Origin of the sequence: Streptomyces sp. NPDC090106, assembly GCF_044747265.1 — a bacterium.
GTDB lineage: Bacteria > Actinomycetota > Actinomycetes > Streptomycetales > Streptomycetaceae > Streptomyces.
On the sequence record NZ_JBIVDS010000002.1, the window covers coordinates 955,478 to 969,437 of the forward strand.

The 13,960-nt window shown below is 73.8% G+C and carries 12 protein-coding genes; 9 read left to right on the forward strand and 3 right to left on the reverse strand.

The window, feature by feature from the left end; genetic code table 11:
• Positions 1-13 precede the first annotated feature (13 nt).
• From ACIPSE_RS09845 to ACIPSE_RS09855, 3 genes are read right to left on the reverse strand one after another with little or no spacing between them, the layout of a single operon-like run.
• Positions 14-907, reverse strand: a complete 894-nt coding sequence (locus tag ACIPSE_RS09845; RefSeq protein WP_401659638.1) for an aminoglycoside phosphotransferase family protein — start codon at positions 905-907, stop codon at positions 14-16.
• A gap of 27 nt (positions 908-934) precedes the next feature.
• Positions 935-1,402, reverse strand: coding sequence for a ferritin-like domain-containing protein (locus tag ACIPSE_RS09850; RefSeq protein WP_401659641.1), 468 nt, complete (start codon positions 1,400-1,402; stop codon positions 935-937).
• The gene (locus ACIPSE_RS09855; protein ID WP_401659643.1) at positions 1,399-1,947 is read right to left on the reverse strand and encodes a hypothetical protein; all 549 of its coding nucleotides are present in this window, start codon (positions 1,945-1,947) and stop codon (positions 1,399-1,401) included. The genes ACIPSE_RS09850 and ACIPSE_RS09855 overlap by 4 nt, the downstream gene beginning before the upstream one ends.
• A 213-nt stretch (positions 1,948-2,160) precedes the next feature.
• Here ACIPSE_RS09855 and rimP point away from each other — a divergent pair, with 213 nt between their 5' ends.
• From rimP to ACIPSE_RS09900, 9 genes are all read left to right on the forward strand, one after another.
• Positions 2,161-2,658 carry a ribosome maturation factor RimP gene (gene rimP, locus ACIPSE_RS09860; protein WP_401659645.1) on the forward strand — a complete coding sequence of 166 codons (498 nt, stop codon included), beginning with the start codon at positions 2,161-2,163 and terminating at the stop codon, positions 2,656-2,658.
• A 2-nt stretch (positions 2,659-2,660) separates the two neighbouring features.
• Positions 2,661-3,659, forward strand: a complete 999-nt coding sequence (gene nusA / locus ACIPSE_RS09865) for a transcription termination factor NusA (RefSeq protein ID WP_401659647.1) — start codon at positions 2,661-2,663, stop codon at positions 3,657-3,659.
• 90 nt (positions 3,660-3,749) lie between these two features.
• Positions 3,750-4,061: a YlxR family protein gene (locus tag ACIPSE_RS09870; RefSeq protein WP_401659650.1), complete on the forward strand. Its 312-nt coding sequence runs from the start codon at positions 3,750-3,752 to the stop codon at positions 4,059-4,061.
• A 146-nt stretch (positions 4,062-4,207) separates the two neighbouring features.
• The gene (infB, locus tag ACIPSE_RS09875; protein ID WP_401659653.1) at positions 4,208-7,327 is read left to right on the forward strand and encodes a translation initiation factor IF-2; all 3,120 of its coding nucleotides are present in this window, start codon (positions 4,208-4,210) and stop codon (positions 7,325-7,327) included.
• Positions 7,328-7,459: 132 nt separating this feature from the next.
• Complete coding sequence (locus ACIPSE_RS09880) at positions 7,460-7,753, forward strand: DUF503 domain-containing protein (RefSeq protein WP_019074817.1); 294 nt, start codon at positions 7,460-7,462, stop codon at positions 7,751-7,753.
• Between the two features lie 37 nt (positions 7,754-7,790).
• The gene (gene rbfA, locus ACIPSE_RS09885) at positions 7,791-8,237 is read left to right on the forward strand and encodes a 30S ribosome-binding factor RbfA (RefSeq protein ID WP_401659657.1); all 447 of its coding nucleotides are present in this window, start codon (positions 7,791-7,793) and stop codon (positions 8,235-8,237) included.
• Positions 8,234-9,139, forward strand: coding sequence for a tRNA pseudouridine(55) synthase TruB (gene truB, locus ACIPSE_RS09890; RefSeq protein WP_401659660.1), 906 nt, complete (start codon positions 8,234-8,236; stop codon positions 9,137-9,139). Before rbfA ends, truB begins: the two co-directional genes overlap by 4 nt.
• 247 nt (positions 9,140-9,386) lie before the next feature.
• Positions 9,387-12,866, forward strand: coding sequence for a trypsin-like peptidase domain-containing protein (locus ACIPSE_RS09895; RefSeq protein WP_401659662.1), 3,480 nt, complete (start codon positions 9,387-9,389; stop codon positions 12,864-12,866).
• A gap of 126 nt (positions 12,867-12,992) precedes the next feature.
• Positions 12,993-13,940: a bifunctional riboflavin kinase/FAD synthetase gene (locus ACIPSE_RS09900; RefSeq protein WP_401659665.1), complete on the forward strand. Its 948-nt coding sequence runs from the start codon at positions 12,993-12,995 to the stop codon at positions 13,938-13,940.
• Positions 13,941-13,960: the final 20 nt, after the last annotated feature.

Here is a 13,960-nt window from a genome sequence, read left to right on the forward strand (position 1 = left end):
GCCGACCGGCGGCCTACAGCCAGCCCGCGAACTCCAACAGCAGTTCCGCGTCCTTGGGGCGGCCCACTCGCAGCGCCCGCACCCCGGACTCGACCGCGCGGAACAGGGCCCAGCCCCGCAGCCGCTCCTGGTCGACTTCGAGGGACTCCGCGAGCCGCTTCACCCGGCGTCGCGCGGTCGCCGCCCCCGACGGCTGGGCGATCAGGTCCTCCACCCGGTCCCGTACCAGCCGGGCCAGGTCGAACGCGCACTCGCCGACCACCGGGTCCGGCCCCACGGCCAGCCACGGCATCCGCTCGCCGGCCAGCACCTTGCTCTGCCGGAACGTCCCGTGCAGCAGCCTGCGCTCGGGCGGCGCGGCCACCAGCTCCGCGCGGGCCGACAGCGCCGCGTCCACGAGCGCGACCGCGTCGCCGACGGCACCGGCCCGCATCGCCTCGGCCTGCCGGCCGGTGCGCTCCTCGACCGTCTCGAACACGTACTCCCCGGGCGGCTCCACCCACAGCCGCCGCAGCGTTCCCGCCGCCTCCAGCAGCGCCTTCGCCTCCGGCAGCGACCGCACCGACACATCGGGGTGCAGCCGCTCCAGCAGCAGCACCCCCTCGGCGACCCGGGGCTCCACCGGCTGCACGGCGCCCAGCCCGCCCCAGTGCGCCAGCGCCGCCCGCTCCGCCTCGGGCCGGGAACGGGGCGGCGCCAGCTTGAGCACGGCGGGCGTGCCGTCGCCCCGCCGGACCAGCAGCACCAGGCTGCTGCGCCCGCCCGGCACCTGGACCCGCTCCACGGTCAACTCGCGTAGCCCGATGGCCTGCTCGGCCACTTCGGGCAGCTTCTCCAACCAGTCGTCACCGTCGGGTGCCGTCTCACCGAGCGCCCTCACCAGACGCGGCGGCGCTTCGAAAGCCATACGTGAGTCGTCCCCTTCCAGTACGTGTCACACCGTCGGTGAAGCGGACGGCGCGACGGTCGCCGCCCGCTCGGCGAGACCAGGGAAGGCTACGCTCTCGCCGCGCCAGCGCACCGCACGGACCGCCGCCTCCCGCAGTGCCTCCGCGGCCGTCGCCCGCTCGTCGCCCGTGGCGGCCCGCACCAGGTCGGAGTAGACCCCGGCGACCCGGTCCTCCAGCTCCGCCGCCAGCCGTACCGCCGCCTCCGAGTCGGGTACCGCGAACGGCAGCGCGTACCCGGCCGCCGCGGCCACGGGCGTGCCGCCCAGGTCCTTCACCTGCCGGGCCAGCACGTCCCGCCGGGCGCGATGGGCGTCGTAGGCCGCGCGCGCCTCGGTCCGCCGGCCCTCGCGGATGCGCCCGCCGACGACGCCGTACCCGTACACGGCCGCGTGCTCGGCGGCCAGGGCCGCCTGGAGCGCGGTCAGCTCCCGCTTCTTCGACCCGTCGCTCACTTGGCGGCCTCCGTCAGCAGATAGGCGTGCGCCGCGCCGGCCGCCGCCACCGAAGCCAGCAGCCGCGCCAGCTCACCCGGCACGTCCAGCAGCGCCTGCGTCCGCGCGTCCGCCAGCGCGCGCTCGGCGGAGGCCAGAGCGGCGAGGGCGTCCTTCTCGGTCGCGGGCGAGGCGGCGGGGGAGGGTGTCGACGCGGACGGCGAACCGGAGGCCGGGGCCGACGCGGTGGGCGAGGCCGAGGCGGCCGTGCCCCCGAACGCCTCCACGTGCCGTACCGCCTCCGCCCGCAGCGCCCCCACCCGTGCCGTCAGCGCCGGATGGGCGGCGAGGGCCGCGTCGTACCGCTCGACCAGGCCCCGGCTGTCCCGGGCGGCACGCGCGCGTACCCGCTCCACCAGCGAGGGGCTGCCCCCGGTGCTCTCCTCCGTGCCGGAGTCCGCGGACCCGGACGAGCAGCCCGCGAGCAGGGCGGCCCCGGCGGCCGACGCGAGGAGGGTTCTTCTGCGCGGACCCGAGAGGGTGCGCGGCGGTGGGGAGTACGGCACGGCAGGCGTCCTCGGGGGCTCGTACGAACACACGGGCGGGTGGTCAGTCCCGCAGGTGATCACGGTACCCGCGCGGTGGTCCGGCACCAGTCATCGGCACCGTGCCTGTCCCCGGCCGACGCACGTGGACGGCAACACACTGTGGGACCGGATACCCTTTGACCAGACACGCGACCTTCCCACAACAGCACACGCGGCCGAGGAGTCACCCGGATGAGCACGACCCAGAGCGAAAGGCTGCGCGAGCTCCTGGAACCGCTCGTCACCGCCCAGGGACTGGATCTCGAAGAGATCGAAGTGGACTCCGTGGGCCGGAAGCGTGTGCTGCGCGTCGTCGTCGACTCCGACGAGGGCGCCGATCTCGACGCCGTCGCCGATGTGAGCCGCGCGCTCTCGGCGAAGCTCGACGAGACGGACGCGATGGGCACCGGCGAGTACACCCTCGAGGTCGGCACCCCGGGCGCGGAGCGCCCCCTCCACGAGCACCGGCACTACGTGCGCGCCGTCGACCGGCTGGTCAGGTTCCAGCTCGTCGAGGGCGGCGAGCTGGTCGCCCGGATCCTGGAGGTCGACGAGGACGGGGTGGACGTCGAGGTGCCCGGGGTGAAGGGGCGCAAGGCCACCGGCCGCAGGCTCGGGTTCGGCGACATCGACAAGGCGCGTGTCCAGGTCGAGTTCAACCGCAAGGACAAGAAGGAAGAGGAGGCGTAGCCGTGGACATCGACATGAGTGCCCTGCGGGGCTTGGTGCGGGAGAAGGAGATCTCCTTCGACCTGTTGGTCGAGGCGATCGAGTCGGCCCTCCTCATCGCCTACCACCGCACCGAGGGAAGCCACCGCCACGCGCGCGTGAAGCTCGACCGGCAGACCGGTCACGTGGTCGTGTGGGCGAAGGAAGACCCCGAGGACCTCGAAGAGGGCCAGGAGCCCCGCGAGTTCGACGACACCCCGTCCGACTTCGGCCGTATCGCCGCCACCACCGCCAAGCAGGTCATCCTGCAGCGGCTGCGCGACGCCGAGGACGACGCGACGCTCGGCGAGTACGCCGGACGCGAGGGCGACATCGTCACCGGTGTGGTCCAGCAGGGCCGCGACCCGAAGAACGTGCTCGTGGACATCGGCAAGCTGGAGGCCATCCTGCCGGTGCAGGAGCAGGTCCCGGGCGAGACGTACCAGCACGGCATGCGGCTGCGGTCGTACGTCGTACGGGTGGCGAAGGGGGTGCGCGGTCCGTCCGTGACCCTCTCGCGCACGCACCCCAACCTGGTGAAGAAGCTGTTCGCGCTGGAGGTGCCGGAGATCGCCGACGGGTCCGTCGAGATCGCCGCCATCGCCCGCGAGGCCGGCCACCGCACGAAGATCGCCGTCCGGTCCACGCGCAGCGGACTGAACGCCAAGGGCGCCTGCATCGGCCCCATGGGCGGGCGCGTGCGCAACGTCATGGGCGAGCTCAACGGCGAGAAGATCGACATCGTCGACTGGTCGGACGACCCGGCCGAGATGGTGGCGAACGCGCTGTCGCCCGCCCGGGTCTCCAAGGTCGACGTCGTGGACCTCGCGGCCCGCTCGGCCCGGGTGACCGTGCCCGACTACCAGCTCTCCCTCGCCATCGGCAAGGAGGGGCAGAACGCCCGCCTCGCCGCCCGGCTGACAGGCTGGCGGATCGACATCCGCCCGGACACCGAGCAGCCTGGCGAGCAGGGCGGGGAATAGATCCAGGCCGTACCTGGCTTAGATCACGACAACAACCGTTCGATTCCTGCCCCAAAAGGGTGAGGTCGGTACGGGGAGGTAGACTTAAGAGTGTCTGGCCGGACGCGCGCCCGCGCATGCCCTGAACGCACCTGTGTGGGGTGCAGGCAGCGAGCGGCCAAGACCGATCTGCTGCGCACCGTGGTGATCAAGGACGACTGTGTCCCGGATCCACGCGGTACGCTGCCCGGCCGGGGTGCCTATGTGCACCCCACCCTGGTCTGTCTCGACCAGGCGGTACGCCGCCGGGCGTTCACGCGGGCGCTGCGCGCCCCGGGAGCGCTCGACACAAAGGCGTTGCGCCAGTACGTCGAGCGGACGGAGAGTTGCCGGGCAGCGGTCGCTGAGCAGGCAACACCGTAAGAAGCGTCGCGCGGAACCTCCGCGCGGCCCTGGTACCCCGCGAGTTGGAAGTAGGTCGAGATTGCGATGAGCACTCGATGAGCACGCGATGAGTACGCCCATGAAGTAGCGACGGTCCGGACACACCCGGACCTAAAAGGAGCGAAGTGGCTAAGGTCCGGGTATACGAACTCGCCAAGGAGTTCGGCGTGGAGAGCAAGGTCGTCATGGCCAAGCTCCAAGAACTCGGTGAATTCGTCCGTTCGGCGTCTTCGACCATCGAAGCGCCCGTTGTCCGCAAGTTGACGGACGCCCTCCAGCAGGGCAACGGCGGCGGCAAGTCCGCCCCCGCCCGCAAGGCTGCCCCGGCTCGGCCGGCAGCCCCCTCTCCGGCGCAGGGTGCCCGTCCGGGCCCGCGCCCCGCGGCCCCGGCCCCCAAGCCGGCCGTCGCCGAGAAGCCCGCGGCGGCTCCCGCCGCACCGGCCTCCTCCGGCCCCCGTCCGGGCCCGAAGCCCGCGCCGCGCCCCGCGCCGGCGTCTCCGGCTCCGACGACCCCCGAGTTCACGGCACCCCCGGCGGCCCCCGCCGCGCCGGCTCCCGCGCAGGGCTCCGGCCCGCGTCCGGGCGCCCCGCGTCCGGCCGGCCAGCAGGCGCCGCGTCCCGGCGCCCGTCCCGGCGGCCCCGCACAGGGCGGCCAGGGCCGTGGTGACCGTCCCGCCCCCGGCGCCCAGCGTCCGGGTGGCCAGGCGCCGCGTCCCGGTGCCCGTCCGGCCGGTCCCCGTCCGGGCAACAACCCCTTCACGTCCGGCGGCTCCACCGGCATGGCGCGCCCCCAGGCGCCCCGTCCCGGCGGTGCCCCGCGCCCCGGCGGCCCCGGTGCCTCCGGTGAGCGTCCCGGCGGCGCCCCGCGTCCGCAGGGCCAGGGCGGTCCCCGTCCCCAGGGTGCGGCGGGCGGTCCCCGTCCGCAGGCTCCGGGTGGCGCGCGTCCGAGCCCGGGCGGCATGCCCCGTCCCCAGGGCGGTCCCCGTCCCGGTGGCGCTCCCGGCGGCGGCCCGCGTCCGAACCCCGGCATGATGCCGCAGCGTCCTGCCGCGGGCCCCCGTCCCGGCGGTGGCGGCCCCGGTGGCCGTGGTCCCGGCGGCGGCGGTCGCCCGGGTGGCGGCGGCGGTCGTCCCGGTGGCGGCGGCGGCTTCGCCGGTCGTCCCGGCGGCGGTGGCGGCGGCTTCGCCGGTCGTCCCGGTGGTCCCGGCGGCGGTGGCGGCGGCTTCGCCGGTCGTCCCGGTGGTCCGGGTGCCGGTGCGGGCGGCGGCGGTCGTCCCGGCTTCGGCGGTCGTCCCGGCGGTCCCGGTGGCCGTGGTGGCACGCAGGGCGCCTTCGGCCGTCCCGGCGGTCCCGCGCGTCGCGGTCGCAAGTCGAAGCGGCAGAGGCGCCAGGAGTACGAGGCCATGCAGGCCCCGAGCGTCGGCGGCGTGATGCTGCCGCGCGGCAACGGCGAGGCCATCCGCCTCTCCCGCGGCGCGTCGCTCACCGACTTCGCGGAGAAGATCAACGCCAACCCGGCGTCGCTCGTCGCGGTCATGATGAACCTCGGCGAGATGGTCACGGCCACGCAGTCCGTCTCCGACGAGACGCTCCAGCTCCTCGCGGGCGAGATGAACTACACGGTTCAGATCGTCAGCCCGGAGGAGGAGGACCGCGAGCTGCTCGAGTCCTTCGACATCGAGTTCGGCGAGGACGAGGGCGGCGAGGAGGACCTCGTGGTCCGTCCGCCGGTCGTCACCGTCATGGGTCACGTCGACCACGGCAAGACCCGACTGCTCGACGCCATCCGCAAGACGAACGTCATCGCGGGCGAGGCCGGCGGCATCACCCAGCACATCGGTGCCTACCAGGTCGCGACCGAGGTCAACGACGAAGAGCGCAAGATCACCTTCATCGACACCCCGGGTCACGAGGCGTTCACCGCCATGCGTGCCCGTGGTGCCCGCTCGACGGACATCGCGATCCTGGTGGTCGCGGCCAACGACGGCGTGATGCCTCAGACCATCGAGGCGCTGAACCACGCCAAGGCGGCCGAGGTGCCGATCGTGGTCGCGGTCAACAAGATCGACGTCGAGGGCGCCGACCCGACCAAGGTGCGCGGCCAGCTCACCGAGTTCGGTCTGGTGGCCGAGGAGTACGGCGGCGACACCATGTTCGTCGACATCTCCGCCAAGCAGGGTCTGCACATCGACTCCCTGCTGGAGGCCGTGATCCTCACCGCCGACGCCTCGCTCGACCTGCGGGCCAACCCGAACCAGGACGCGCAGGGCATCTCCATCGAGTCCCGCCTCGACCGCGGTCGCGGTGCGGTCTCGACGGTCCTCGTCCAGCGAGGCACCCTGCGGGTCGGCGACACGATGGTCGTGGGCGACGCCTACGGCCGAGTGCGCGCCATGCTCGACGACAACGGCAACAACGTCGCCGAGGCCGGCCCGTCGACTCCGGTCCAGGTCCTGGGCCTGACCAACGTCCCGGGTGCGGGCGACAACTTCCTGGTGGTCGACGAGGACCGTACGGCCCGTCAGATCGCCGAGAAGCGCGCCGCCCGTGAGCGCAACGCCGCGTTCGCCAAGCGCACGCGCCGCGTCTCCCTCGAGGACCTGGACAAGGTGCTCAAGGCCGGCGAGGTCCAGCAGCTCAACCTCATCATCAAGGGTGACGCTTCCGGTTCCGTCGAGGCGCTCGAGTCGTCCCTGCTCCAGCTGGACGTCGGCGAAGAGGTCGACATCCGCGTCCTGCACCGCGGCGTCGGTGCGGTCACGGAGTCGGACATCGACCTGGCGATGGGCTCCGACGCCATCGTGATCGGCTTCAACGTCCGCGCGGCAGGCCGCGCGGCGCAGATGGCCGAGCGCGAGGGTGTGGACGTCCGGTACTACTCGGTCATCTACCAGGCGATCGAGGAGATCGAGGCGGCCCTCAAGGGCATGCTCAAGCCGGAGTACGAAGAGGTCGAGCTCGGTACGGCGGAGATCCGCGAGGTCTTCAAGTCGTCCAAGCTGGGCAACATCGCCGGTGTCCTCATCCGTTCCGGCGAGGTCAAGCGCAACACCAAGGCGCGCCTCATCCGCGACGGCAAGGTGGTCGCGGAGAGCCTCAACATCGAGGGTCTGCGTCGCTTCAAGGACGACGTCACCGAGATCCGCGAAGGCTACGAGGGTGGTATCAACCTCGGAAACTTCAACGACATCAAGGTCGACGACGTCATCGCGACGTACGAGATGCGCGAGAAGCCGCGCGTGTGACCTGACACGCGACTGGGGCCGGTCGGCGGAAGTTATTTCCGTCGATCGGCCCCGGCCGTTGCGTGTACGGTTCCTGTATCGGCGTCGAGCATGGCGCCCGTACCCCGAACCGGCGGGACATCCGGAACACACATGTATGTGGGGACTCTGTCCTTCGACCTGCTCCTCGGCGACGTCCACTCGCTCAAGGAGAAACGCTCTCTCGTCCGTCCGATCGTGGCCGAGCTCCAGCGCAAGTACGCGGTGAGCGCGGCGGAGACGGGCAGCCAGGACCTCCACCGCAGGGCCGAGATCGGGCTGGCGGTGGTCTCCGGGGACACGGGACACCTCACCGACGTACTGGACCGCTGCGAGCGGCTGGTGGCCGGACGGCCCGAGGTGGAACTGCTCTCGGTTCGACGCAGGCTCCACAGCGACGAAGACTGAAGCAAGCAGCAAGAGAAGTAACGAAGGAGACGGACCAGTGGCCGACAACGCGCGTGCCAAGAGGCTGGCGGACCTCATCCGAGAGGTGGTGGCCCAGAAGCTGCAGCGTGGGATCAAGGACCCGCGGCTCGGCTCGCACGTCACCATCACGGACACCCGGGTCACGGGTGACCTGCGGGAGGCGACCGTCTTCTACACGGTGTACGGGGACGACGAGGAGCGGGCCGCTGCCGCCGCCGGTCTGGAGAGCGCCAAGGGCGTCCTGCGGTCCGCGGTCGGTGCCGCCGCGGGCGTGAAGTTCACCCCGACGCTCACCTTCGTCGCCGACGCCCTGCCCGACAACGCCAGGACCATCGAGGACCTCCTCGACAAGGCCCGCCAGTCCGACGAGAAGGTGCGCGAGGTCTCGGCCGGCGCCGCCTACGCCGGCGAGGCCGACCCCTACCGCAAGCCGGGCGAGGACGAGGACGACACCTCCGCATGACCCAGAAGAACCAGACGCCCGACGGGCTTGTCATCGTCGACAAGCCGTCGGGCTTCACTTCGCACGACGTGGTCGCCAAGATGCGCGGGATCGCCAGGACCCGACGCGTCGGCCACGCCGGCACCCTCGACCCCATGGCGACGGGCGTGCTCGTCCTCGGCGTCGAGAAGGCCACCAAGCTCCTCGGTCACCTCGCGCTGACCGAGAAGGAGTACCTGGGCACCATCCGGCTGGGCCAGACGACCCTGACCGACGACGCGGAGGGCGAGATCACGGGGTCGGCGGACGCCTCGAAGGTCACCCGGGACGCCGTGGACGCCGGGATCGCCAAGCTGACCGGCGCCATCATGCAGGTCCCGTCCAAGGTCAGCGCCATCAAGATCGACGGGGTGCGCTCCTACAAGCGGGCGCGTGACGGCGAGGACTTCGAGATCCCCGCCCGCCCCGTCACCGTCTCCTCCTTCGGTGTGCACGACGTGCGCGACGCCGTCGCCGAGGACGGCACCCCGGTGCTCGACCTCGTCGTGTCGGTCGTCTGCTCCTCCGGCACCTACATCCGGGCGCTCGCCCGCGACCTGGGCGCCGACCTGGGCGTGGGAGGACATCTGACGGCCCTGCGCCGCACCCGGGTCGGCCCGTACAAGCTGGACGCGGCCAAGACCCTGGAGCAGCTCCAGCAGGACCTCACCGTCATGCCGGTCGCCGAGGCCGCCACCGCCGCGTTCCCCCGCTGGAACGTCGACGCCCGGCGCGCCCGGCTGCTGACCAACGGCGTACGGCTGGAGATGCCCGAGGAGTACGCGGGCGCCGGTCCGGTGGCGGTCTTCGCCCCCGAGGGCGGGCTGCTCGCGCTGGTCGAGGAGCAGAAGGGCAAGGCGAAGAGCCTGGCCGTGTTCGGCTGAGCCGGCTCACCCACGGGCTCCGCCCGTGGAGCGGCGGTCACGGAGTCGTCCGCCGCTCCACGGTCCCCCCTCGGTTCCCCCACCCCTAGGGTGTATCCACCCTCCCCGTCCCATTCACCCGTCCGGGCAGGCGCTCGGAGTGAAGCGGGGGAGCGGATGGGGGCGCGTTCGTGGCGCGATCTGTCCCGGCGATCAGCCGATGCCTACCGTCGGATGCGGAGCACGTGCGCGGCGGGGAGGTTCGACCATGGCGGGACGGGGCCGGCGACAGGCCGGCGAGGACGATCCTCCCGCGACCACCGGCCCGGACGTCCCCCTGGTGCGCATCCACGACCTGGCGGGCCGCCCCCGGGGAACCGGCTTCGTCGCCGACCACCACGGCACCGTGATCACCGGCCACGAGGTCGTCGACGGTCTGCCCCGGCTCGTCCTGCACGCCCCCGGGGACCGGCACTGCGTGGTGGGCGCCGACGCGGTGACCGTGCTGCCCGGGCGGAACCTCGCGCTGGTGCGCACCGAGGGCCTCGGCGTCGAGCCGCTGCCGGTCGGCGCGCGCGAGCGCGTCGCGATCGGCAGCTACGTCCGGATCGCCGCCGGACGCTGGCGCGAGGCCCGCGTCCTCGACTCCGCCTCGGCGACCTACACGGCCACCGACCGCTTCCATCTCGTGGACGACGTCATGGAGCTGGCGATCGGCACCGCGGGCCAGGACGCGCTGCGCCTCGGCGGCTGGGCGGCCGGGGGACCGGTCCTGGACGCCGCGACCGGCGCCGTCGTCGGCGTCCTCGGCACCGCCCTGCACAGCGGTCGCCGCGAGGTCGGCTTCGCCGTGCCCCTGCACCCGGCACCTCCCGGCCCCCTGGCCGACCTCCTCGCCGAGAACGCCGCGACCGTTCCCTCCTACGGCCCCGACCTGAACCTCGCGGGCGTCCTCGAACTGACCGCGACCTCGGTGGGACAGGACGGACCGCCGGGGCTGCTCGACGGGTTCCTCGGCGGCGGGAGCACCCCGGGAACCGTCGAGCCGGTCGAACGGACCGCCGTGGCCGCCGAGTTGGCGGCGTTCACCGAACGCACCGCCCCCCACGCGCCACCCGCCCTCGCCGTCGTCGGACCACCCGGCACCGGCCGGACGACGGAACTCGCCGCCCTCGCCGCCCGCCGCCACCGGGGCGCCCGGCCCGCCCCCACCCTGTGGCTGCGCGGCGCCGACCTGCGGGACGACGACATCGGCGTCGCGGACGCGGCCCACCGGGCGGTGACCCGGGCCGCCCGGATCGTCGCCGCCTCCCGTGACGTGAGCCCCGCCGACCTCGGCGACATCACCCCCGAGCGGCTCGCCCGGCTCGCCCTGGCCGCGGGACGGCCCCTGCTGCTCCTGCTCGACGGCCCCGAGGAGATGCCGCCCGTCCTCGCCCACCGCCTCTCCGACTGGACCGGAGGCACGGGGGAGTGGCTGCGGGAGACCGGTGCGCGGCTCGTCGTGGCGTGCCGGGAGGAGTACTGGCAGGGCGCCGGCTTCACCGCACCCCCCGCGGACGGCGCCGGATTCCCCACCTCCCCGGGCGGTTCCGCCGGGACGTCCCGTGTGCGGCTCGGCGACCTGGACGAGCCCGAGGCCCGCGAGGCACGGGCCCGCTACGGCATCCCCGAGGGCGCCCTCACCGGCCCCGACGCCCGCCACCCCCTGACCCTGCGCCTGCTGTCCGAGGTCCGCGCCGCGCTGCCCGCCGCGACCGACGCCCGGGTCGGCCGGGACGACGTCCTCGCCGCCCACCTCGATCTGATGTGCCTGCGCGTCGCCGTCCGCCTCGCCGCCGAGAACGGGCTGCGCGGCACCGCCGTGCGCCGGCTCGCCGCGAAGGTCTCCGGGCAGGTGCACGAGGCCGCCCGGCGCAGCCTCGGCCCCGGCCAGGGCGAGCTGGACCGGGAGTCGTTCGAGGCGGTGTTCCCCTGGGGGCCGGCACCGGCTCGGCTCGGCGGCGGCACCGGCTGGGCCTCCGCCGTCCTCACCGAGGGCCTCCTCGTCCCGGCGGGCGGCGGCTACCGCTTCGCCCACGAGGAACTGGCCGACTGGATCCAGGGCATCCACCTCGACCTCGACGGCGCCCTGCGTGCGCTCGTGCACCGCTCACGCACCCACCCCCTGCCCGTCCCGCACCACCGCATCGGCCCCGTCGTCGAGGCCCTGCTCCTGCTCTCCCGCCAGCAGGGCACCCCCGCCCTCGCCGCCCGCCTCGAGCAACTCGTCCAGGCCCTGGACGCCGACCCGCACTCCTGGTGGGCGGCGCGTCTGCTCACCGAGTCCCTGCGGCGCGTGCCGGACGCGACGCTGTACACGGGGGTGCTGCGCCTGCTGGCCGACCGGGTGGTGGCCTGGCGGGTGCGTGAACGCGCCGGGACCGACCCCGCCGCACGCTCCTCGGCCGCCTTCCCGCCGGCCTTCTGGACCGCGCTGCCGCTCCCGCCTGTCACCCTCCTCGACCTCCTGCGGCGGCTCGTCCTCGCCGACGGGCCGCCGCAGGACACCGGACCCCGTTTCCTGGACGCGGTCTCGGCGCTGCTCTCCGCCGACGCCACCGCCGTACAGCCGCATCTGACCGCCTGGTTCGACGACGAGCGGCCGTTGCCCGCGACGCCGCACGCGACCGTGGCGAAGGCCGCGCAGGCGCTGCTGCACACGCACCGGCGACTGGCGCTGGACGATCTCACCGAGGTGCTGGTCGCCGGCGCGCACGGACGGGCGGACGAACTGCTCGCCGTGCTGGCCGAGGACGAGCCGTCCGCCGTGTGCCGGGCCGTGGACCGGTGGGCGCACGACGAGCGCCCCGACCGGCGGGTCGCCGCGGTCGCCTACGGGCTGCGCGCCGCCCCGCACGTGCGCAGCGAGGCCGACCGCGAACTGCTGCGCTTCGCCGCCCTCACCCTGCTCGCCCGCCCCGCCGACTGCACCCTGCACGGCGGCGCGCTCGCCCTGCTCGTGCGGGACCCGCGCACCCGGGCCCGGCATCTGCCGCAGGCGCTCGGCCACTTCACGGCGGGCGACCCGCACTTCCCGCCGAGCGCGCTGGTCGCCGCCCTCACCACCCACCCGGAGCCGGTCCTCGACGCCTTCCGGGACCGGCTGAGCCGGCCCGGCGGCGGCGAGGCACTGCGCTCCCTCGCCGACGTCACCCTGCCCACCCCGGCCCGCCGGATCGCCGAACTCGTCCGCGAGGCCGTCGAGCGGCGGCCGGAGACGGCGGCGGACGTGGCCGCGTACGTCGACCGCCGACTGGACCACGGACCCGGCGCCCGGGCGGTCCTCCTCCCTCTGGTCACCGGCCTGCTGGACGGCGGCCCCCAGGAGGTGCGCACGGCCCTCGCCGGCGTCCTCGCCGCGCCCGGCACCCCCGACTCGCGCCCGCTGCGTCGAGAACTCCTGGAGTTCCTCCTGAGCCACGAGCACCTGCCCGCCGTCCTCGACGCCCTGCTGCGCGCCGCCGCCCGGCACGCCGGCGACGGCCTGCGCGACCTGGTCCACCGCACCGGACTGCTGCTGGTCCGCACCCCGGACGGCGCCGCCCGCTTCGACCGGGGGCTCGTCGACCTGGGCCGGCAGCTCCCCGGCTTCGCCGCGCTGGTCGCCGGCTGGCTCACCGACGCCCCGCAGCAGTGGGCGGCCGTCGTCGGCCCGAGCACCCGCCGCATGCTCGGGAACCTGGCCGGAACGCCCGTCCCCGTCTGACGACACGCGTGCGTCGGGTCACAGCCCCCATGCCGATGCGGGCCGGACGGACACGGCATGGCACCCTTAGACCTGCGTAAGAGGTAGCCGTACATACAAACACGGGTTCGACGAGGAGCGGTCACAGTGCAGCGCTGGCGTGGCTTGGAGGACATCCCCGAGGACTGGGGACGCAGCGTCGTCACCATCGGCTCCTACGACGGAGTCCACCGCGGACACCAGCTGATCATCCGGCACGCCGTGGAACGCGCCCGCGAGCTGGACGTTCCCGCGGTCGTCGTCACCTTCGACCCGCACCCGCGCGAGGTCGTCCGCCCGGGCAGCCACCCCCCGCTGCTCGCCCCGCACCACCGGCGCGCCGAGCTGATGGCCGAACTGGGCGTGGACGCGCTGCTGATCCTCCCCTTCACCGCGGAGTTCTCGAAGCTCTCCCCGGCCGAGTTCGTCGTCAAGGTCCTCGTCGACAAGCTGCGCGCCAAGGCGGTCGTCGAGGGCCCCAACTTCCGCTTCGGCCACAAGGCCGCCGGGAACGTGGAGTTCCTCGTCGAGCAGGGGAAGGTGTACGACTTCGACGTCGAGGTCGTCGACCTGTACGTCTCCGGCGAGGCGGGCGGCGGCCAGCCCTTCTCCTCCACCCTGACCCGCAGCCTCGTCACCGAGGGCGACGTCGAGGGCGCCGCCGAGATCCTCGGCCGCCCGCACCGCGTCGAGGGCATCGTCGTCCGCGGCGCGCAGCGGGGCCGCGAACTCGGCTTCCCCACCGCCAACGTCGAGACCCTCCCGCACACCGCCATCCCCGCCGACGGCGTCTACGCGGGCTGGCTGCACGCCCAGGGCGAGATCATGCCCGCCGCGATCTCCGTCGGCACCAACCCCCAGTTCGACGGCACCGAGCGCACGGTGGAGGCGTACGCCATCGACCGGGTGGGGCTGGATCTGTACGGCCTGCATGTGGCCGTGGACTTCCTCGCCTACGTCCGCGGCCAGGCGAAGTTCGACTCCCTGGACGCGCTGCTGGAGCAGATGGCGCAGGACGTGAAACGCTGCCGCGAACTGGTGGGCGACGCCGAGTAGTTCGTCTTGCGACGCCGAAG

Coding starts and splice junctions, on each gene's coding strand:
- ACIPSE_RS09880 (WP_019074817.1), top strand. CDS start 7,460: ATGTATGTGGGGACTCTGTCCTTCGACCTGCTCCTCGGCGACGTCCAC.
- ACIPSE_RS09895 (WP_401659662.1), top strand. CDS start 9,387: ATGGCGGGACGGGGCCGGCGACAGGCCGGCGAGGACGATCCTCCCGCG.
- ACIPSE_RS09845 (WP_401659638.1), bottom strand. CDS start 907: ATGGCTTTCGAAGCGCCGCCGCGTCTGGTGAGGGCGCTCGGTGAGACG.
- truB (WP_401659660.1), top strand. CDS start 8,234: ATGACCCAGAAGAACCAGACGCCCGACGGGCTTGTCATCGTCGACAAG.
- rimP (WP_401659645.1), top strand. CDS start 2,161: ATGAGCACGACCCAGAGCGAAAGGCTGCGCGAGCTCCTGGAACCGCTC.